Source organism: Methylobacterium sp. J-001 (assembly GCF_022829565.1).
Taxonomy (GTDB): Bacteria; Pseudomonadota; Alphaproteobacteria; order Rhizobiales; family Beijerinckiaceae; genus Methylobacterium.
Map to the genome: position 1 here is coordinate 1 of NZ_JAKSYN010000168.1, position 18431 is coordinate 18431.

The following is an 18431-nucleotide window of genomic DNA, read 5'->3' on the forward strand; positions in this document are numbered from 1 at the left end:
AAGGGGGAGGGGAAACGCGTGGTGTTTCAGAGGCTTGCCGCAGAACAATCCCGATGTGTGAATCTGCTAGCCTCCCCCGCAGATGGGAGAGGGAGCGCGCGCGTCACGGGCGGGGCGGATCTTCCAGTGGAGCCCCTCCCCCGTCACTCCTCAGCGGGCGAGCGAGGCCTGGGCGGTGCTGGCCAGCGTCGGCTCGGCCAGGGGCACGGTGGCGGCGGAGAGCGCCAGGGCGGCCAGGAACAGGCCGGTGGCGGCGGCGCCGGCCCGGGGGCGCGGCAGGCGGAGGGCGTAGCGGCGGGCAGAGCGCGTCAGGTTCGGCATCGGGTCGCCTCTTCTGGTTGAAGGCCCCAGGGGCCATTCTCGCAGAAGCAACGTCGCCGGGGGGCGGATCGGTTCCCGTCCGGGCGCGGGTCGCGATCTCAGGGACGGGCGACCCGATGGCGCGCCAGGGCGCCGAGGCCGCAGCCCGCGAGATAGGCCGGCAGGAGCAGGCCGGCGCCCTCCAGCCACAGGCCGGGGAGGCCCGGCACGATCCCGGCCACCGCGATCCCCGCCAGCAGGGCCGCCAGCCCGCACAGGGCCAGGGGTACGATCGGCCGGGCCGGCCAGCCCGTCAGCGCCCCGACCAGCAGGCCGAGCGCACCCGCCCCGGCGAGCCCGGGCCAGTATCCGGCAAGCAGCAGCATCACGGCCGTCCCGCCTCCCGGGCGGTTCTTGGACAGGGCTGTCCCACCCGCACCCTCATCCTGCGGTGCGGGGGACGGATCGGGGTCTGTGTCGGTCTCATACGAATTCCGTCTGCTTGGCCCGGCCTGTCACCCCGCGCCATGACGGGAGGGCGGCGATCATAGGCGCAAACCGGCGCGGGCGCGCGGCCCGGCCGTCACGGCAGCAGCGCGAAGGTGACGGGGCCGGCCGGCGCGTCCGGCCCGGCGCCGACCTGGTCCGGCCGGACCCCGGCCTGGAGCAGATACTCGATCACAGCCTGGGCGCGCAGCCGCGGCAGGTCGAGGGGCGGATCGTCGGCGGCCACCTTCGGCTTGGTTTCGGTTTTCGGGGCGGGGGGCGTCCTGGTGCCGGCGGGTTTCGCGGCTGCGGGCTTGGCAGCTGCGGGCTTGGCGTCTGCGGGCTTGGCGGGCTCGGCCTTCTTCGGGGCCGCGTGGGTCTCGGGCTCCGGATGCGCCTTCGCGGCGGGCTTGGGCGGGGTCCTGGCCGGCTCCTGCGACAGCTCTTTCGTTGGCACCTTGGACGCGCCGGTCGCCGCCGGGGCCTCCGGCTGGGCGGTGGCCATCGGGGTCGGCGGGACCTCGGGGGCGGCGGCCCCCTCCCCGGCCGCCGGGGCCGGCTTGGGCTTGGCCGGATCGGCGGGGGCCGAGACCGCGAGGCGCAAGGACGGGCAGGCCTTGGCCAGGACCGCCAGGGCGTCGAGGACGGGGTAGAAGGCCGGCGTCAGGGTCGCGCCCCCGGCCGGGAAGCGCAGGGAGGCCCCCGCGAGCGTCGCGGCGGCCTCGGCCCGGCAGGTGGCCGGGTCGCGGGTCTCGGGGGACTGCCGGGCCGTGACGGCGGCCTGTCCGGTCCAGCCGGGGGGCAGCGCCTCGGCCAGCCGATCCGGCACCCGGGCGGCGGCCTCGCGGTAGAGGCTCTCGCCGGTGAGCGTCAGCGCCCGGTCCGACACCGCCACCTCCCCGGTCGCCAGGTTCACCACCAGGGGGGCGGCTGCGGCGAGCGCCGCGCCGAGATCGGGCGGCGCGCCCTCGGCCAGGCGCGTCCGGTCGATCACCGGCTCGCGGAACAGGCGCGGCCGCAGGGCGGCGAGCACCCGCTCCCGGGTCGCGTCGTCGGGCAGGTGGCCGGTCAGCGTCACCGCCTCCGGGGTCCGGCGGATCGCCACCCGGTAGGGCGAGAGCGGCCGGGCCGCCAGCGTCACCGGGCCGGGCTTCACCCCGGCGGGCCGGCCCTCGCGCATCAGCGCGGCGGCATCGGGAATCGCCTGGGCGTCGATGGCGTCGCCGGTGACCGCCAGGGTGTCGTCCGCGAAGGTGACGGTGCCGGTCTGGATCAGCTCGGCCAGCTTGAACGCGAAGCCGATCAGGGCCTTGGGGTCGATCGCCGGGTCGAGCCCCCGGGCGGTGAGCAGCCGGTCCTGCACGGTGCCGCCGGGCACGGCCTCCGCGGCGGCGCGCAGGGCCGCCTCCCGGTCCGCCGCCGACGGCGCGAACCCGTCGAGCACGATCCCCCGGGCCGATTTCGCCACCGTGAACCGGAACCGCGCCACCGCGGGCGGCACGATCTCGATCCGCCCGACGCTGAAACCGGCCGGCGGGTCCGCCAGGGCGGCCCGCAGCGCCTCATAGGCGGGCACGTCCAGGGCCTCGCCGGACAGGCTGAGCACCGTGTCGCTCAACGCCGCCCGCCCGCCCTTGGCCAGCCCGGACAGGCGCGCCGCCAGGAAGGCCGCGGCGCTGGCGAAATCGGGGGGCGCCCCCCGGGCCGCCGGGGCGGTGTCGTCGAGATGGGTGCCGGGCGCCAGCGCCCCGGTGATCCGCGCCTCCAGGGCCCGGCGTCCGATCTCCGCCGGGCGGCTGCCCTCCAGCGCCACCCGGGCGGTGCCGGTACGGATCGCGGCCCATTGGAACGGCGCGGCCGTCTCCACCAGCCCGACCTCCGACACGATCCGCCGGGGCCCCTCCAGGACGGCGAGCTTCGCCAGCACGGTCTCGCGCTCGCCGACATCCGGCGCCTCGCCCTCCGCCGCGAGGTCCCGCCCCCGCGCCTCCAGCCGCAGCCAGGGCTCGCCGGTGGCGGTGGCGGTGCCGGCCGCGACGCGCGCGCCCGCCGCCTCGAGGCTCTCGGCGATCTGCGGGGCGGCGTAGAGGGTCGCGCTTGCCCAGATCAGCGCGAGCGCGGGCAGACCGGCGAGCCAGCCAGCGCGGCGCAAGCCTAGAGCGAACACTTCGGACAAAATCACAATCGTGGGTTCAAGCGGATCCGGGCGGCGAGACCATACCGCCAATCCGGCAGGATGAAGACCAATTCTGCGACGGGACGGGCCGGAGTTCTTCGCCGGTTCCCCGAACGGCCGCGGGCGGACAATCGCAGCCTTCGCGTGGCCTTCGCCGGATGTCGCCTCAAAAATGCACGGCGCTTGCATCAAGCCTGCAACCCCCGCGAGACACCGCCACGGAGTTGGTCGCTTGGCCCGGACCGTCTGCCCGCACGATTGCCCCTCCGCCTGCAGCCTGGACGTGCAGGTGGCCGACGGCCGCGTCGTCTCGGTGAAGGGCGGCGACAACCCCTACACCGCCGGCGTGATCTGCGCGAAGGTCAGCCGCTACGGCGAGCGCGTTCACCATCCGGACCGGATTCTTCAACCGCTGGAACGGGTTGGCCCGAAGGGCGGCGGCGCGTGGCGCCCGATCTCGTGGGACGCCGCCCTCGATCGCCTGGCCGGCGCCTTCACGGCGGCCGCCGAACGCCACGGCCCGGAGGCGGTCTGGCCATACAACTCAGGCGGCACGATGGGCCTCGTCCAGCGCGACGGCATCCACCGGTTGACCCATGTGATGGGCTATTCCCGCCGCAAGCGAACCATCTGCACATCGATCGCCATCGCCGGCTGGAGCGCCGGCATCGGCCGCGTCGCCGGCCCGGACCCGCGGGAGATGGCCCTCTCCGACCTGATCGTGGTCTGGGGCGGAAACCCGGTGAGCACCCAGGTCAACGCGATGAGCCACATCAGCCGGGCCCGCAAGACGCGGGGCGCCAAGCTGGTGGTGATCGATCCCTACCGCACCGGCACCGCGGCAGCGGCCGACCTCCACCTCGCCCCCCGGCCCGGCACCGACGGCGCGCTCGCCTGCGCGGTGCTCCACGTGCTGTTCCGCGATGGCCACGCCGACCGGGCCTATCTCGCGGCCCATGCCGAGGACACGGCGGCTTTGGAGGCCCATGTCGCGACCCGAACCCCGGACTGGGCGGCTGCGATCACCGGCCTCACGGTCGCGGAGATCGAAGCCTTCGCGGCGCTCTACGGCTCGACGCCGCGCAGCTACATCCGCTGCGGCTTCGGCTTCACCCGGACGCGCAACGGCGCGGTCAACCTCCACGCGGTGACCTGCCTGCCCACCGTGACCGGCGCCTGGCAGCACGAGGGCGGCGGCGCCCTCTGGCAGAACGCCGCGATCTTCAACTGGGACAAGACCCTGACCGAGGGTCTCGACGCCAAGGCCCCGGGGGTGCGCGAGCTCGACATGAGCCGGATCGGCGCGATCCTGGCCGACGATGCGGAGGCCCTCCAGGGCGGGCCGCCGGTGCGCGCCATGCTGATCCAGTCGGCCAACCCGGCGGCCTCCGCGCCGGACAGCAACCGCGTGCGCGCCGGCCTGCTACGGCCGGACGTGTTCGTGGCCGTGCACGAGCAGTTCATGACCGAGACGGCCGCGCTCGCCGATCTGGTGCTGCCGGCCACCACCTTCCTGGAGCATGACGACATCTACGGGGCCGGCGGCCACAGCCACATCCAGTCCGGGCCGGCGCTGCTGGAGCCGCCGGGGGAATGCCGCTCCAACCACGACCTGATCGCCGCCCTCGCCGCGCGACTGGGGGCCGCGCATGCGGGCTTCGCCTTGGGCGCTCGGGAGCTGGCCGACGCCACTCTGGCCCGCTCCGGCTGGGGCGGCCTCGACAGGCTGGAGCGCGAGCGCTGGATTGACGCGCAGCCGAGCTTCGCCGAGAGCCACTTCCTCACCGGCTTCGGCCATCCGGACGGGCGCTTCCGGTTCAGCCCGGACTGGTCGGCGCTCGGGCCGCGCGCCGCCGGCATGCCGGCCCTGCCGGACCATTGGGCGGTGTCGGAGCCGGCCGATGCGGAGCGGCCGTTCCGGATGCTCGCGCCGCCGGCCCGCCAGTTCCTCAACACCACCTTCACCAACAGCCCGGAATCGATCCGGCGCGAGGGGCGTCCGACCTGCCTCCTCCATCCGGCGGACGGCGCCCGCCTCGGGATCGCCACCGGTGACGCGGTGGAGATCGGCAACACCCGCGGCCAGGTCCGGCTGCATGCCCGTCTCGCCGAGGGGCAGCCACCCGGGATCGTGGTGGTGGAGAGCCTGTGGCCGTCCGCCGCCTTCTCGGGCGGACGCGGCATCAACGCGCTGATCGGCGACACCCCGGCCGCCCCCAATGACGGCGCCACCTTCCACGACACCGCGGTTTGGGTCCGGGCCGCCTGACAAGCGGCCCGTATTGGCGAAAAGCAGGATCTCAAAGGGCTCGGCCCTTTGGCGGCGTGGCGGGGCGGCGCCCCGATGGATCCGTGCTTCGTCAAACCTCAAGGTGGAACCCGCCTGAATCGGCAAGGTTGGCTGCAGACACACTGTTTCGTGGACGTTACCAGCCATGCGGGTTCTCCTCGCTGCCGCCCTGCTGCTCCCGATCGCCTCATCGGCCTGGGCCCAGAGCCTGTCCGCCACCGCGTCTGCACCCTCGGCGGCCTCGCTGGAACCGGTCACGGCGTTCGCCAATCCCGGACAGCTCAGCCTCGGCGGCGGGTCCACCACCGGCCCGTTCCCGACCCTCTCGGCCCAGGGCGGCGGGCTGGTGAATGCGGGCCAGCTCAGCTTCGGCGGCGGAGGCTCCGGAAGCGGCGGCATCGCACCGCCATCGGGCGCGAGCGGCAGCACCGGCCGGCTCGGCCTGACCGGGGTCGGCACGACCGGCGGCGCCGGCATTACCAGCAGCACGACCTCTCGCTCGACCGGAGCCAGCAGCGCAATTTCCGGCTCGTCCGGGACCGGCAGCACGATCGGGGCGACCGGGACGCGCAGCGGCTTCAACACCTCGTCGAGTTCGGCGATCGGGTCGATCTCGGGCAACGCCTTCTCGTCGTTCGGCACGGGTGGGATCGGCGGCGGATCGGCGATCGCCACCAGCCTGAACACGAACGCCAATTCGGCCTCGTCGGCGGCCTCGTTCGGGGCCGGCGGCTTCGGCGGGATCGGTGCCAGCTCGACCGGCCTGAACGTCAATTCGGCCGTGTCGGCGACACCCACGGCGAACGGCGGCGGCTCGTTCGGCGGCGCCGGGATCGCGAGCGGTGCCAACGCGGTCACGGAACCGGATACGACCGGCAGCACGGTTCGGGGTGGCGGCGGAGCGGCCGGGGGCGCGGGTATCGCGGCCGGGACCGCCCAGGCCGACACGGCCTGCACCGGGCCTTTGGCGGTGGCCTGTTTCGGGGGCGGGAACGGCTTCTGACGGGACCGCACCGAGTGGCGGAACCGGTCGGAAGCGCTGCCGTTCCTTCTGCAACGGTACCTCAGCCGGGACGGGAGGCGATGATGCAAAAAGCCATGGGACTGGGCCGCGTTTCGCTTGCGGCTGTTCTCGTCGTCGGGATGTCGAGCGTGGCGCTGGCCCGCGATGCTGGCACCACGATGCCGGGCGCCAAGGGCCGGGCCGGCAGCCTTCACGGCATCGGGTTTAACACGCCGAAATTCGGCTCCGACATCCGGACCGGCAAGGATCAACCCTATACTTGGCCGGTCGGTGACCGCTATCGTCCGGAATCCAAGCCATTCTACGGCCGGGCCTACTAGCACCTCGTCTGATCCGAAAGGCCGCAGCGACCCGTCGGGACGATGCGAGCGAGTGCCTGGCGCCGAACGAGGTACTGGCTCGCCGGATGGCCCCTCATGCTCAACACTCACCCCGTCGGCGCGTGATGGCGCCGGCGATCATCGAGCGAGATTCGCGGAGAGACTTTGATGCCGGTATCGTGTCGGCTGATCCTCGTCGCCCTGGCCTGCGCGGCCTCGTCCGCTCAAGCAGGCGAGTTCGCCGCGACTCCGCCCGCCCAGGGCATGGTGATGTCCCTTCCCGATCCGGGCATGGCCGACAGCGCCCCGAACCCGGCGCCGCCCCCCGAGGCCGCCGCGCCGGCGCCCCCTTCCACGTCAGCGGATCCCGCCAATGGCCGGCGGCGCCTTCAGGCGCTCGGCAGCGGCTTTACGTCGATCGAGGGGCGGCTCCCGAACCAACGCACCGGACCCCGTCGGGAACATGTGGTGCACGACATCTGCATCGGGTGCTGAGCGCCCCGCGCCGCTCCTGACCCTCCGATCACTGAAGGGCGCGGGACCGGGTGTTCGCTCGGATCCAGCGCGGCGAGAGCACGTCACCCTCCTCGGTGATGATCCAGGGCTCGGCATCCTCGGCTTCGATCGCCTGCGCCGCGACGGCGAGGGCCTCGCGCAGGGTGGCGAAGGGACGGCCCTTCGCGGAACGCCCGTGCGAGCGGCTCGGCCACACGGTCAATTCGGCGCGCTTGTCGAGATCAGCGGGCGTCATGGTCGCGCTCCGGATATGCGAAGATTGGACCTCATCTAGCCCATCTATGTGACGTGGAGCTGGCGATCAGGTTGCTGCTTTGTGTCCGATCGATCAGGGCGCTTCGACGTGTGTTCGCAGCTAATCCCCGGGCCGTCGGCCCCACAACGGCCAGGACCCGCGGGGGAATCGAAATACTGCGCGGAACCACACCGCTCCTGGCGGTTCACCGGACGCCGAGCGAAATTAAATCTGTCGCGATTTCAATTTATATTTGAGAGTTCATGGGGTGAAATTTATTTCATTTGTTCGGAATGCATGCGTCAATTGATCTTAGGAACGTTGTTCCCTGCAGGTGCGATACGATAATCGCAAAAAACTGCATCCTCTGCGGTATGTTGCAATGCAAAATAAGCATGCCGCACTGCACAAATCCGTGGTCTCATGTGTCTAGCGATTGCATTCCGCGATCGAACCGGAGACGCACCATGCGCACGATTCTCATCCTCGCGTCGGCGGCGCTCACGACGGCCACCATCCTCGCCGGCCCCGCCGCCGCGGATGACAGCCTGAACCTCACCCCGCCGCTGTATCAGGAGCAGGCCCGCGCCGCCACGCAGGCCCGTTCGGTCAGCGACCTGACCACCACGCCCCAGCCGGTCTCGGCCACCCGCAATGTCGGCCGCCCGGTGGCGACCCTCGATCGGCCGATGGTCCAGGCCTCGGCTGACACGAACCGCTGAGCGCATCACACGGCTTGCCGCGCCGGACGGGGATTCCTGCGGCGCGGCGCCGATTAGACGATATGCAGTTCCTGGGCGGCGATAATTGGTGAGACGCCGCGCTGGATTAGGCGGCGGGTCCGAGCTTGCTGGCCCAGTTCGGCACGCATGGCGGCGCCCGTGACCCGATAGCTCTCCAGATAGACGTCCAGCCAGGCGTACTGGATGGCAACCGCGAGAAGGGCGGCGTTCTCCGCCTGGCGGATGCTCAGCCGGATGGCCTCGTCCGCCAGACGGCCAACCTCGCCGTACATCATCAGCAACTCCACGCCTGGATAGAAGCGGCGACACCGGGATGCGTCGCCGGTCCACGACCGAGGCGGCGGCTCCGGGAGCCCGCGGCCTCGCGCCTGCAACTCGCTAGTGCGACGCCTGCTCAGCGGCGTGCTGCGTCTGCTGGACGGCATCCTGCCCCTGCTTCATCGCCTTCTGCGTGTCGTCAACGCCCTGCTGCACCGCCGACTTGGCGCGCTCCGCACCTTGCTGGAATGCGCCCTGGGCGAGGCCGCCGAGTTCCTTGGCCTGAGCTTGCATGGCCGCGAAGCGCTCCCGAACGTACTCGGCTTGGAGCTGCATCGCCTCCGGGAACGACCGTGCGGCCGCGATTTTCTGCGCCAGGTCGAAGGCGGCGCGGACGTTCTGCTCGGCGTACTCGAGATTGCGAGAGTACATGTCCTGCGCATTGGTGCGAGCCAACTCCGTAGAGCCCTGCATCGTGTCGGTGGCGCGCCGGGCGGAACCGATGAAAGTCCCGAAGGCCTTGCGGGCCTGCTCGACGCTGGTCTCGGCCAGATCGCGCATCTGCGGGGGGACCTCGAAGCTCGGGATGTTCGCCATGACTGGTCTCCTGTCAGCCGCATGTCCGGCCGCGGCAGAATTTATTGTGCACTGCACAAGTCGGCAGGTCCAGGGATCATCGGGTAACGGAACGGCGGATCCGTCAGATCTCTGTCTCGCGTCGGACGATCGCGTCCTCGCCGCCCCCCTTCTGCGACAGCCCGACCTCCGGTTCGTCTCCCGGGATCGGCAGAGGTTTTAAGGCATCCGGCACGGTATCCGTGGATACGATTTCCGGATCCGAATTGACGGACGGGGGAGTGGACCGTTCCGGAACGGTCCCGCGTTCACGCGAATCAATCATTCGATACTTCCCTGTGTCGAAACTTGCACCCTGGATACTGCGATCGGATCCGAGCTTTCGATTCGAAGCACCTTCGGCGAAAACCGGGCACAACGTTTTTGGGACGATGCCTGAGGCAATGCAGCGTGTGCGCCGCAACTCCCGGAACATCAGTCGCCGAGTGGCCGGGATCGCATTCGCCGCGCTATATGCGGGCGGAAGAACGAGGAGAGTGTCGTGTTCACCGTCAAGGGGATCGATCCGTCCGGCCGCGTCATGACCTTCGCGTGCGGGACCGACGAGCAGGCCATGGAGAAGACCTGGGAACTTGCCCGGCGCGGGTTCCGGGAGATCATGGTCGCCGATCCCAAGGGTAAGGAGATGTCCGCGGCCGCGTTCGAGCGGTCGCTGGACATCGATTGGGGTGAGTGAGCCGACGCGGCGAGCGTCTTAGCGGTTGCCGAGGGACGGGCCACCCGCCGTGCCGCCGGTCCCGGGCGGTCCGCTGGTCGGGGTGCCGCCGATATTCACCCCCGGCGTGGTGCCTGGGACGGATGAATTGCTGGGATTGGCCATCGTGCCCGTGGTGATCTGAGCGTTGGGGCCGCTTCCCACCGTGCCAGCCCCCACGCCGCCGGTCGAGGGTGGGGCGGTCACGCCAGTATTGCCGGCGCCGCCTGTGACCACCTGCGCGGCGGCCGGGCCGGCCAGCAGCAGGGTCAGGGCGCTCGAGAGCAGGATCGTCGTGCGTGTCATGAATCCGTCCGGTCTTGGTTTCGGACGGCAACGGGTGTGGGCCGGCGAAGTTCACGCTGGCACGGCGCGAACTGCCAGGACGCTCTCAGTGCAACTCGTAGCAGTTGGTGATCACCCGCGGGTTGCGAGTCACATCGTACAGAATCGAGCACTGCACGAGGTACTTGGTGTCCTTCCGCCGAAACAGGATCAGCGAAGATCGATTGTCGAAAGTGCCGGTATAGCCGGCTATCTCCCAACCGTCGGCACTGAGCCGCTCGATGGTCAGTGGCTCGGCGGCCGAGGCTGCCAGGACCGATCCCAGGCAGGCGGAGAAGCTCAGCCACCGGCGCATCGATCGGGTCCTTCGCGTCGTGGTCATAAACCCGAGACGTCGTCGATATCCGGCGCAGGATCCCGGTGGGGCGGCGCGGGATCGTCCTCAGGGGCAGGCGGAAGCCGGGGCGGCGGCATGTCGCCGGTATTCGGCGGTGTCGGCAGCCCCTGGGGCAGATCGGGTATCGGCGCGTCGTCGGCGTTCGGCGATCTCGGATCGGGCATGACGTGTTCCCCGCGTCTTTGCCGCAACCTGCATTCGGTAGGCCCGGCACGAACAGAACGGTCGTCGCGGGCGAATGTGCCGGCTCCTGATCGGCCGCGGCAACCGTTTCGGCGGCTCCGCGGTTCTGTCTCCGCGTGGCTGGCCTTGGCTGCGCGAGCCCGTGAGCTGCCCGTGAACCGCTGCCTTACCCCGATCCTTGCCGCGACCTTGATCGTCGGCATCCTGTCCCCTGCCTCCGCGGTCACCCGGAAGGTCAAGATCCCCAATCGGTACGACGGAGCCTGGACCATCGTGGCGACCACGTCCGAAGGACCCTGTTCCGCTCAGACCAGCTACCAGGTCCAGATCAAGAACAGCGACGCATCGATCCCCGGGGACGAGGTCGATATCGACGGCGGCGTCTCGGCCAGCGGCAGCGTCCAGGCCACGATCACCAGCGGATCCAACACGGTCCCGATCGCCGGCAGCCTGGATACCCAGGGTGCCGGCAGCGGCACTTGGCGCACGAGCGGCGGTGCGATCACGTGCAGCGGCCGGTGGAACGCCCGGCGCTCGGGCTGACCCGCCCGAGGCGCCTTACGCCGGTGCCGCCTCGCGACGAAGGCTCGGTCGGCTCGACCGTCCGGCCTTCGGATCGTTCGTCGCTGCTCCGATCTCCTCAGCCTTGCGCCAAACCGCCCGGCAGATGAGGATCTCGCTGCTGCCATCGATGCTGAGCACGAACCGATCGGGTACGATTTCCGCTTCCGGCAGAGCGACACGGACGCCGCCGACGGAACGGTCGTAGACGATGCAAGGCAGGCTGCGATGCTCGTCGACTGAGATGCTGCCGGTCTCGTTCAGGAACGTGCGCGGAGCGCTCCGTCGGTCAAGCATCGCCGCCTCGTGAACCTCAAGGCGCGCAGGATCGGCGCCTCGGGTTCAGAAGAGGTTCTGGAATCGTGTCGGATTGTCCGTATTCGCGTCGAAAGCCCCGCTACCCGGTGACGACCCCGACCAGCGTCGCGAGAAAACCGAGCGCGACGGCACCGATCCCACTCATGAACATCACGTCCCAGCCCGCGAAATCGTTCGATCGAGGCGCGCGGGCGAAAGCGAAGATCGTAAGCGCAGCGCCGAACACGACTAGCGCGATGGCGATGATGATCGGTGTGGACATGGCGTGACCCTCCGACGCCGGTCTCCTGGCCCTTCGGGCTCTTGTCCGGACGATCACAGCCGGCGTGATCTGCTTTCGCTCGTCCGTCGTCGAAACATGACAGACGATCTGAGCGCGAACAAGGAGATAATCTGTTCTGCATTGCAGAACGGGCGTGGTTGAACCTGCCAGATCTCACTTGCGCCGCAGCTTTTTCTGGGGATGGTCCCGGCCGTCCCGAGCGCTTCCATCAACCACCGCAACAGCAGCCCTCAGTCGACGAAGACCCGCACGCCGTCGGTGTTGAGGATATCGCGCTGGTCGGCGCACCATTGCTCCGCCCCGACCTCGGCGATTGTCTTGGCGACGCGCCGCCCTTCTTCCGCGATGGCGGTCCGGGCTTTACGTGCGCCGAGGGCGGCGTCGAGTGCCCTGCGGACGGTCCGGGACAGGCCTTCGGAGACCGTATCGTCCACCGTGTAGAACGTACGGCAATACAGGACGATGCCGGCCTGGGCGCCAACGATCCGCACCAGCCCGTCGATCGTCTCGGCCCGCTTCTCGTCCTGCGCCGCCGTTGGGCCGGACGATAGGGTCGCCGCGGCCAGCGCGGCGGCGAGCAGGGCGCGTCTCATGGTCGAATCTTCCTCTGCGGGCTGAAAGCCGGATCAGCGCGTCGGCGGCGGTCCATGACGCAGAGATAGGGCCGCCCATCCCGGATACAGACCCGGCGAGAGGCGTCGCGAAGCGACATCGCAGCGCGGTGCCGTCGGGCGGCAGCCCGTCATGGCCTTTAAAGCTTGTTCCCTCCGGCCCGCCTTACGCTCCGGTTACTTCCGGGCCGACATCATGTCGTGCGTGAGCACGGTGAGCTTGCCGATCAGGCTGGAGATGTCGGTGCCCTTGCACGACCATTGCGTGCCGATCGCCTCGCCATCCGTGGAGACCGAGACGACGGCCACCGAGCGCAGCCGGCCCTCCCGGGCGAGCGCCAGCTGGTCCTGCAGCACGGCGATCACCGACGCGGTGTCCTCGTCGGCCACGGTGGGCGCGATATGGGCCGGGAACGCCACGACCGTGTCGGTTCTCGTCTGCTCACGCTTCATCATGCTTCGATCCCGCACCAATCACTCTCGGGATCCGGCGTGGGCATCAGCTTTGTGCAGAGTGTGGCAGCTTATCCGTGTCGCTGCATGTCGTCGGCCTGTGTGGCTGCGCGGCAACGATCGTGGTTACGGCCTTGGGCCGGCGATCGGGCGTCGATCGCATCGCTTGAGAGACGGAATGACGGCACGCGGTCAACGGATGGGGTGAGCCGGAGCGCGTGCACGCCTGAATATCAGCGCGCGGAATGACCTCGGCGGCGTCCGCCGCCGGAGGCGCCCAGTGCGTTCAGGCTGCCTTGCGGCCCTTGCGGTCGCGCTCGGCCATGGCTCCGGGTTGGCCCAGGCCGATCGCCTTGGCGAGGGCGGAGCGCTGCTCGGCGTAGCTCGGTGCGACCATCGGGTAATCGGCCGGCAGACCGTAGCGCTCGCGGTAGCTCTGAGGGCTTAGGCCGTTTGCGGTCAGATGCCGCTTCAAGGTCTTGTAGGTCTTGCCGTCGATGAAGCTGACGATTCCGTCGTGCTGGACCGACTTGCGGATCTGCGCCGGGGTCGGCTTGTCGACCGCTTCACCCACGACCGCGCTGGCCCCGACGGGGCTCGTCCCGGAGGCGAGACCGGCTATCGCGCCGTGCACACGGGCGATCAGCGCCGGCAGCTCGGCAGCCGGAACAGGGTTGTTCGACACGTAGGCGGCGACGATGTCACCGGCCAGTCCGATCAAATCTGGTGTGTGCACAATGGTTTCTTCTGTCACTTCATGGTTCCCGACATGCCCCTCACCGGCGATTTGCTACTTCTCCCGGCCGAATGCAAGTTACAAAGCCCTAGAACGGCGTGCATTTCGGTTATGAGCGCTGCGCATGCTGCCGCGTCAGGCTGGGAAATTCTGGCACAACCGTCAGGTGAACTATCCGCGAGGGCAGCGGCTTCGATAACCACTGCGCCAGTGTTTCCGCATCCCAGCCAATCGCTTGCGGGGACCCGGATTAAATGGTTTGCCGGTGCGGACGCGGTTCCGAGACGCCCCCGATCCGACGAGGCGGAGCATCCCAGGTCTTAACGGCGGGTGCGTCGTTTTTACTGATGAAGTTGTTCGATCGTCCGATCGAAGACAGTTCTGAAATGGGGTGTGACAAACTGTAATCAGTTCTGGCAGGATTGTCTAAGGCGGTGGTCGATGCGGCGAGATCCTTGTCTCCAAGCGCATGAGACAAGCGTGACCTTTGTGATACGGTATGCGGCGGCGGCTCGGGCTTGCCGCCTCTGCACGATCTTGATTCGGTCGCGCATCTGGATCCCGGACTGGGCGAGATCCGACCTTGCGTGATCGGGACCCCTAAGGTTCTCAACTCATGGGCGAACAGTATTTGCCCGGGCCGCTGTTCTCTCGGTGACGACAGGGCCAAGCCGTGGCATTGCGCGATCATGCTCCTGCTTGCTCTCCTCTTCGCCCTTCTGGTCGTCCTGGCCGTCATGATCATCACGCGGCGCTGGACCGGCCGGCTGGCCTCGCTCGCCACCTTGATCGCCGGGGCGATCATGGCCCTGTGGCTGGCCCAGGTCGGGCTGCTGCCAGGCTCCACCGGGCCGCTGACGCCGGACCGGCCCCGCGTCCCAGGGCTCGATCGGTAACGCGCCGGTAACCGTCCTAGCGCGAGCATGGGCTATGCCCACGCTGTCAGCCCCGCGCCTCCTCACCTTCCTGGTCTCGGCCGTGCTCATCGGCCTGGCCGTCGCCAGCCTCTACACGCGCATCCCCATGGTCGGGCGGACCGTGGTGGCGCATCGGCAATGGTTTTTCATCGGCGCCTACGCGTTGCTGGCGCTCGGGGTCACGACCCGCAGTCTGTGACGGGTCCCGCCTCCGGCTTGTGCCGGGGCGCGCCGTATTCGGACGTCATCGCTCTATCGCAACCGCCCCGCGTGCTTCAAAGGTAGCGGATGGCGATGAAGACAACATTCGTGGTGCAGCCGTTCGAGCTGCACCGGAAGCGGCTGCGGCCGGCCCGGCAGGAGCCTGCCCAGAGTGAGTTCGGCGCCCTCAAAAAAGCCGAGGCTTTGGCTGCCCGCATGCCGGGGGCCGCGGCTTTGAAGGTGGTCGCCGACGACGAAACCGGCGAGCTCGAAGGCGTGACCATCCTTGGCCAGTTCGGTGAGGTGCCGGAGGACTTCGCCGAGAGCCTTCAGGGCGGCTGAGGCGCCCGTCGGTCCCGGGATCGCTCGGGCAGCTGATGCGACACCAGCGAAATGTATCGGCGTCCCTCTGGACACTACGTAGAAACAACGTAGCACGATGCTGGTGAACGATCGTGTGCCCAGAGCCAATATCCGTGCCCCGATACTTCATCGATCTCCACGATGGCGCGAACCTGGTTCGCGACCACAAGGGCTTCGACCTGCCCGATCTCGGCGCCGCGCAGGCCCAGGCGGTCCGCATGATGACCCGGATCGCGCAGGGGCTGTCTGACCCGCAGGTCCGGCAGGATTATGTGATCGCTATCCGGGACGAGCAGGGAGCCGTCCGCCTGCGGCTGCGCCTGTCCTACGATGTCGAACCCGGCTGAACGCCGGGGCTGCGGTCGGCGGCGACGGAAGCGGACCTGCGCGCGTTGGTGTCGCGCTGATGGCCGAGGAGAATGCATGACACGCGCGACGATCGCGACCGGATCAGTCTTGGCGGCCCTTCTGCTGATGGCCTCCGCCGGAGGGTCCGCCATGGCCCAGACCACACCGCCGCCCCAGACCGGCGCGGCCGCGGCGACGCCGGACAATGCCATCCTGCTCACCGTCTTCCTGCGGCATGACCAGTCGCGCCCCCTGGCCGAGCTGAATGAGCAGCTCGCCAAGCAGGGCTTCTACAAGGCCTTCCCGCCGCCGGGGATCGAGGTGGTCTCCTGGAACGTCGTCATGGGCATCGGGCAGATCATCACCCTGCGGCTGCCCGCCACCCGGCTCCGCGAGATCAACCGCGTCCTGGAGGATACCGCCTGGGGCGCCTACCGGACCGAGTTCTACCCGACCTACGATTACAAAGCCGTCGGCCTCGCGGAGCACGACAAGGCCCGCTGAGCCAGACCGCCTTCCGCGACAGGAAGACTGCGGCGGGCGGGGCACGGCCGAGGCGCCCCGCCGCACGGCGCCGTCATGGCGTCCGGTGCCGCGGTCGCCGCACGATTGTCCGCCCGCGGCAGATCCGATGCGCGCATCGGCTCCGGACCATCCCCGCCCCGGAGGGCGCGGGGATGGATCCGCTTTTCCCGTCGCGCTCCTGCCTCTCGGCGAGACGGGGATCGTGTGCTTCGAGAAGGCCTCAGGGCGTGTCGTGCACGCCGTGATGCCCGTCGAGGACGGTGTCGCTGGTCGGGACCGTGTCGGCCACGGCCTGCGCCCGGCGGCGATCCGGGGCGGTCGCCTCGTCGACGAAGGCCGCCACCGCCTCGGCGAGCGGCAGCGTCCGGGTCTGCTGGCTGCCGAGCCGGCGGATCGAAACCGTGCGCTCCTCGGCCTCGCGCTTGCCCAGCGCCAGCAGGACCGGCACCTTGGCGAGCGAATGCTCCCGGACCTTGTAGTTGATCTTCTCGTTGCGCAGATCCGCCTCGACCCGCAGCCCGGCACGATCCAGGGCGCGGATCACCTCATGGGCGTAGGAATCGGCCTCGCCGGTGATCGTGGCTACCACCACCTGGACCGGCGACAGCCAGAGTGGGAAATGCCCGGCGAAATGCTCGATCAGGATGCCGGTGAACCGCTCCATCGAGCCGCAGATCGCCCGGTGCACCATCACGGGCGGCTTCCGGGCGCCGTCGGCGTCGATGTAGAAGGCGCCGAACCGCTCGGGCAGGTTGAAGTCCACCTGGGTGGTGCCGCATTGCCAGTCGCGGCCGATGGCATCGCGCAGGACATACTCGAATTTTGGCCCGTAGAACGCGCCCTCCCCCGGGTTGACCTCCGTGCGGATCCGGCCGGCCGACTGCGCCTCGATCTGCGCGAGCACCCGGGTCATCACCTCCTCGGCATGGTCCCAGAGCGCATCCGAGCCGACGCGCTTCTCGGGCCGCGTCGAGAGCTTCACGACGATCTCGCCGAAGCCGAAATCCGCGTAGGTCGACAGGATCAGATCGTTGATCTTCAGGCACTCGTCGGCCAGCTGATCCTCGGTGCAGAAGACGTGGGCGTCGTCCTGCGTGAAGCCGCGCACCCGCATCAGCCCGTGCATGGCCCCGGAGGGCTCGTAGCGGTGGACCACGCCGAACTCGGCGAGCCTCAGGGGCAGATCGCGGTAGGATTTCAGGCCGTGCTTGAAGATCTGAACATGGCCCGGGCAGTTCATCGGCTTGAGGGCGAACCAGCGCTTGTCCTCGGCCTCGTCGCCCGCCGATTGCGCGGCGAACATGTTCTCCCGATACCAGCCCCAGTGGCCGGAGGTCTCCCACAGAGCCTTGTCGAGGATCTGCGGCGCGTTCACCTCGGCGTAGTCGCCCCGTAGCCGGCGGCGCATATACGCGATCAGTTCCTGGAAGATCGTCCAGCCCTTGGCGTGCCAGAAGACGACGCCCGGCCCCTCCTCCTGGAAGTGGAACAGGTCCATCTCCCGGCCGAGCCGCCGGTGATCCCGGCGCTCGGCCTCCTCGAGCCGGTGCAGGTAGCCGTCGAGATCGGCCTGGTTCGCCCAGGCCGTGCCGTAGATGCGCGTCAGCATCGGGTTGTTCGAATCACCGCGCCAATAGGCGCCCGCGACCTTCATGAGCTTGAAGGCGGTGCCGACCTTGGCCGTCGAGGTCATGTGCGGGCCGCGGCACAGGTCGAACCACTCGCCCTGACGATAGATCTTCAGGTCCTCGCCGGGCGGGATCGCGTCGACCAGCTCGACCTTGAACTTTTCCTGCTTGCCTTCGAACAAAGCCCGGACGTCCTCGCGCTTCCAGACTTCCTTGGTGAAGGGCGCATCGCGCGCGATGATCTCGCGCATCCGCGCCTCGATCTTCGGGAAGTCCTCGGGCGTGAACGGGGTCTCGCGATAGAAGTCGTAATAGAAGCCGTTCTCGATCACCGGGCCGATCGTGACCTGCGTCTCCGGCCACAAGGACTGCACGGCCTCGGCCAGCACGTGCGCGCAATCGTGGCGGATCAGCTCGAGGCTGCGCGGGTCGGTCCGGTCCAGGAACTCGATGCGGGCATCCTGGGCGATCGAATCGTCTAGGTCGGCGACCGTGCCGTCGAGCGCCATGGCGACCGTGCGCTTGGCCAGGGACTTGGCGATGCCCTCGACCACGCTGCGGCCGGTGGTGCCGGCGGCGACCTCCCGCGTGTTGCCGTCGGGGAAGGTGAGAATCGGCATGGTTCAGGCTCTCCAGGCTCAGTCCTGCATACGGGGCAGGTAAGCGTCGTCAGGGGCGTCTTCGGGGAGCGGCCGTGTAGACCGATTTCTTTTTTTTGGCGAGGGAACGGCGCGCGGTGCATGCGCTCTGATCGGCTCTATCCTTCGGCACGGGCTGGATTCATCGTTCGACCTCCGGACACACGTCATCGTCCCCACCCGCCTCGCGGCGCCGGGGGCATGGCCCAAGAGAACCAATCACAGACCCAGCACGAGGGACGCGGGACGCCGCGGGGACCCAGGTGTCGGCCAGATACGCGCGGGATCCGATCCCCGCGGCGACCC

26 protein-coding genes are annotated in these 18431 nt (G+C 69.3%); 12 read left to right on the forward strand and 14 right to left on the reverse strand.

Features of this window, described 5'->3' with window-relative positions; translation table 11 throughout:
- Nucleotides 1-150 precede the first annotated feature (150 nt).
- The 3 genes from MKK65_RS21105 to MKK65_RS21115 all read right to left on the reverse strand — a co-directional run bounded on the left by MKK65_RS21105 (nt 151) and on the right by MKK65_RS21115 (nt 2968).
- A complete protein-coding gene (locus MKK65_RS21105; RefSeq protein WP_201025807.1) occupies nt 151-321 on the reverse strand; it encodes a hypothetical protein in 171 nt (56 codons plus the stop codon).
- A gap of 98 nt (nt 322-419) precedes the next feature.
- Complete coding sequence (locus tag MKK65_RS21110; protein ID WP_279596879.1) at nt 420-686, reverse strand: hypothetical protein; 267 nt, start codon at nt 684-686, stop codon at nt 420-422.
- 197 nt (nt 687-883) lie between these two features.
- Nucleotides 884-2968 carry a hypothetical protein gene (locus MKK65_RS21115; RefSeq protein ID WP_409565471.1) on the reverse strand — a complete coding sequence of 695 codons (2085 nt, stop codon included), beginning with the start codon at nt 2966-2968 and terminating at the stop codon, nt 884-886.
- Nucleotides 2969-3194: 226 nt separating this feature from the next.
- Here MKK65_RS21115 and MKK65_RS21120 point away from each other — a divergent pair, with 226 nt between their 5' ends.
- From MKK65_RS21120 to MKK65_RS21135, 4 genes are all read left to right on the forward strand, one after another.
- Nucleotides 3195-5231: a molybdopterin-dependent oxidoreductase gene (locus MKK65_RS21120; protein ID WP_243960087.1), complete on the forward strand. Its 2037-nt coding sequence runs from the start codon at nt 3195-3197 to the stop codon at nt 5229-5231.
- 166 nt (nt 5232-5397) lie between these two features.
- A complete protein-coding gene (locus MKK65_RS21125; protein WP_243960088.1) occupies nt 5398-6255 on the forward strand; it encodes a hypothetical protein in 858 nt (285 codons plus the stop codon).
- An 80-nt stretch (nt 6256-6335) separates the two neighbouring features.
- A complete protein-coding gene (locus MKK65_RS21130) occupies nt 6336-6596 on the forward strand; it encodes a hypothetical protein (protein ID WP_243960089.1) in 261 nt (86 codons plus the stop codon).
- A 168-nt stretch (nt 6597-6764) separates the two neighbouring features.
- Nucleotides 6765-7091, forward strand: a complete 327-nt coding sequence (locus MKK65_RS21135) for a hypothetical protein (protein ID WP_243960090.1) — start codon at nt 6765-6767, stop codon at nt 7089-7091.
- A gap of 28 nt (nt 7092-7119) precedes the next feature.
- Here MKK65_RS21135 and MKK65_RS21140 read toward each other — a convergent pair whose 3' ends face one another.
- Nucleotides 7120-7347: a hypothetical protein gene (locus tag MKK65_RS21140; RefSeq protein WP_058194280.1), complete on the reverse strand. Its 228-nt coding sequence runs from the start codon at nt 7345-7347 to the stop codon at nt 7120-7122.
- 467 nt (nt 7348-7814) lie between these two features.
- Here MKK65_RS21140 and MKK65_RS21145 point away from each other — a divergent pair, with 467 nt between their 5' ends.
- Nucleotides 7815-8069 (forward strand): hypothetical protein, encoded by a 255-nt coding sequence (locus MKK65_RS21145; protein WP_243960091.1) that lies wholly within the window; start codon nt 7815-7817, stop codon nt 8067-8069.
- A gap of 53 nt (nt 8070-8122) precedes the next feature.
- Here MKK65_RS21145 and MKK65_RS21150 read toward each other — a convergent pair whose 3' ends face one another.
- Both MKK65_RS21150 and MKK65_RS21155 read right to left on the reverse strand, forming a co-directional pair.
- On the reverse strand, nt 8123-8365 hold the full coding sequence (locus MKK65_RS21150; protein WP_243960092.1) for a hypothetical protein: 243 nt from the start codon (nt 8363-8365) through the stop codon (nt 8123-8125).
- Between the two features lie 103 nt (nt 8366-8468).
- Nucleotides 8469-8945 carry a phasin gene (locus tag MKK65_RS21155; RefSeq protein WP_058194283.1) on the reverse strand — a complete coding sequence of 159 codons (477 nt, stop codon included), beginning with the start codon at nt 8943-8945 and terminating at the stop codon, nt 8469-8471.
- 520 nt (nt 8946-9465) lie between these two features.
- Here MKK65_RS21155 and MKK65_RS21160 point away from each other — a divergent pair.
- Entirely contained in the window at nt 9466-9660 is a 195-nt protein-coding gene (locus MKK65_RS21160) for a hypothetical protein (RefSeq protein WP_007566096.1), read from the forward strand.
- Nucleotides 9661-9678: 18 nt separating this feature from the next.
- On the opposite strand, the gene MKK65_RS21165 is transcribed toward MKK65_RS21160, so the two are convergent.
- Together MKK65_RS21165 and MKK65_RS21170 are read right to left on the reverse strand one after the other, a co-directional pair.
- Nucleotides 9679-9984 carry a hypothetical protein gene (locus MKK65_RS21165; RefSeq protein ID WP_243960093.1) on the reverse strand — a complete coding sequence of 102 codons (306 nt, stop codon included), beginning with the start codon at nt 9982-9984 and terminating at the stop codon, nt 9679-9681.
- A gap of 85 nt (nt 9985-10069) precedes the next feature.
- Nucleotides 10070-10318 (reverse strand): hypothetical protein, encoded by a 249-nt coding sequence (locus tag MKK65_RS21170; protein ID WP_058194286.1) that lies wholly within the window; start codon nt 10316-10318, stop codon nt 10070-10072.
- A 378-nt stretch (nt 10319-10696) separates the two neighbouring features.
- Here MKK65_RS21170 and MKK65_RS21175 point away from each other — a divergent pair, with 378 nt between their 5' ends.
- Nucleotides 10697-11086: a heme utilization protein gene (locus MKK65_RS21175; protein WP_243960094.1), complete on the forward strand. Its 390-nt coding sequence runs from the start codon at nt 10697-10699 to the stop codon at nt 11084-11086.
- 15 nt (nt 11087-11101) lie between these two features.
- Here MKK65_RS21175 and MKK65_RS21180 read toward each other — a convergent pair whose 3' ends face one another.
- The 5 genes from MKK65_RS21180 to MKK65_RS21200 all read right to left on the reverse strand — a co-directional run bounded on the left by MKK65_RS21180 (nt 11102) and on the right by MKK65_RS21200 (nt 13523).
- On the reverse strand, nt 11102-11401 hold the full coding sequence (locus tag MKK65_RS21180; protein WP_243960095.1) for a PilZ domain-containing protein: 300 nt from the start codon (nt 11399-11401) through the stop codon (nt 11102-11104).
- Nucleotides 11402-11501: 100 nt separating this feature from the next.
- Nucleotides 11502-11684, reverse strand: coding sequence for a hypothetical protein (locus tag MKK65_RS21185; RefSeq protein ID WP_058194289.1), 183 nt, complete (start codon nt 11682-11684; stop codon nt 11502-11504).
- A 251-nt stretch (nt 11685-11935) separates the two neighbouring features.
- The gene (locus MKK65_RS21190) at nt 11936-12298 is read right to left on the reverse strand and encodes a hypothetical protein (protein ID WP_243960096.1); all 363 of its coding nucleotides are present in this window, start codon (nt 12296-12298) and stop codon (nt 11936-11938) included.
- A 195-nt stretch (nt 12299-12493) separates the two neighbouring features.
- Nucleotides 12494-12769 carry a hypothetical protein gene (locus MKK65_RS21195; RefSeq protein ID WP_409565472.1) on the reverse strand — a complete coding sequence of 92 codons (276 nt, stop codon included), beginning with the start codon at nt 12767-12769 and terminating at the stop codon, nt 12494-12496.
- A gap of 286 nt (nt 12770-13055) precedes the next feature.
- Nucleotides 13056-13523, reverse strand: a complete 468-nt coding sequence (locus MKK65_RS21200) for a MucR family transcriptional regulator (RefSeq protein WP_058194292.1) — start codon at nt 13521-13523, stop codon at nt 13056-13058.
- A 671-nt stretch (nt 13524-14194) separates the two neighbouring features.
- Here MKK65_RS21200 and MKK65_RS21205 point away from each other — a divergent pair.
- The 5 genes from MKK65_RS21205 to MKK65_RS21225 all read left to right on the forward strand — a co-directional run bounded on the left by MKK65_RS21205 (nt 14195) and on the right by MKK65_RS21225 (nt 15838).
- Nucleotides 14195-14401, forward strand: coding sequence for a hypothetical protein (locus tag MKK65_RS21205; protein ID WP_243960098.1), 207 nt, complete (start codon nt 14195-14197; stop codon nt 14399-14401).
- Between the two features lie 34 nt (nt 14402-14435).
- Nucleotides 14436-14621 carry a hypothetical protein gene (locus tag MKK65_RS21210; protein ID WP_050731805.1) on the forward strand — a complete coding sequence of 62 codons (186 nt, stop codon included), beginning with the start codon at nt 14436-14438 and terminating at the stop codon, nt 14619-14621.
- 89 nt (nt 14622-14710) lie between these two features.
- Complete coding sequence (locus tag MKK65_RS21215; protein WP_058194295.1) at nt 14711-14965, forward strand: hypothetical protein; 255 nt, start codon at nt 14711-14713, stop codon at nt 14963-14965.
- A 134-nt stretch (nt 14966-15099) separates the two neighbouring features.
- Complete coding sequence (locus tag MKK65_RS21220) at nt 15100-15333, forward strand: DUF6894 family protein (RefSeq protein WP_243960099.1); 234 nt, start codon at nt 15100-15102, stop codon at nt 15331-15333.
- Between the two features lie 76 nt (nt 15334-15409).
- The gene (locus MKK65_RS21225) at nt 15410-15838 is read left to right on the forward strand and encodes a hypothetical protein (RefSeq protein ID WP_152997607.1); all 429 of its coding nucleotides are present in this window, start codon (nt 15410-15412) and stop codon (nt 15836-15838) included.
- 241 nt (nt 15839-16079) lie between these two features.
- Here the strand turns inward: MKK65_RS21225 and thrS are convergent, their stop codons facing one another.
- Nucleotides 16080-18107: a threonine--tRNA ligase gene (gene thrS, locus MKK65_RS21230; protein WP_243960100.1), complete on the reverse strand. Its 2028-nt coding sequence runs from the start codon at nt 18105-18107 to the stop codon at nt 16080-16082.
- Between the last annotated feature and the right edge of the window lie 324 nt (nt 18108-18431).